Consider the following 513-nt stretch of genomic DNA (forward strand, 5'->3'; position numbering starts at 1 on the left):
ACGCACGTCGCGCCCGGCGAGCAATGCCACGCCGCGACACGTAGCCGATCTCACGCACGGCAAGTTTGGGCTCCAAGCGCTGGTAGCCGACGTCCCGGATAGACGCGAACACCGCGCCGTGCTCCCGCAGCGCGATACGCATCGCGGCGTACACGAGGTGGCGACGCGCAGACGCGTCGCGGCCGAGCGTATCCGAGAGATCGCCCCAGGTGACCCGAGCGCCGACCGGCACGGCCAGCAGACGATCCAACAAGGCAGCGACGTCGGCAGAACGATGGAACATCATCCGTGATTTCCTCCTTTGAACAGCGCGTTGCGGGGCGAAGCGGAACGAAGCAGAGCGCTGCGCGGCGGAGCGGCGCGCGGCGAAGCGGAGCGCGGCGGAGCGAAGCGTCGCGCCGCGGCGGAAACTTCACGCAACCTCCTCGTACGAGGAGTCAGCCTCCGAAAGCTCGGAAAGCCGCTGCTCGATCAGCTCGCGCGCCTCGGCGACAGCCGTTTCCCCCTCTACTC

1 protein-coding gene is annotated in these 513 nt (G+C 68.4%); it reads right to left on the minus strand.

All coding sequences use genetic code 11. The features are described 5' to 3' along the window. Positions 1-286: hypothetical protein (locus N2041_RS14855; protein ID WP_297679424.1), on the minus strand; the 286-nt coding region annotated here is incomplete at its 3' end. Between the last annotated feature and the right edge of the window lie 227 nt (positions 287-513).

It is taken from the genome of Tepidiforma sp. (genome assembly GCF_026419595.1).
Classification (GTDB): Bacteria; Chloroflexota; Dehalococcoidia; order Tepidiformales; family Tepidiformaceae; genus Tepidiforma.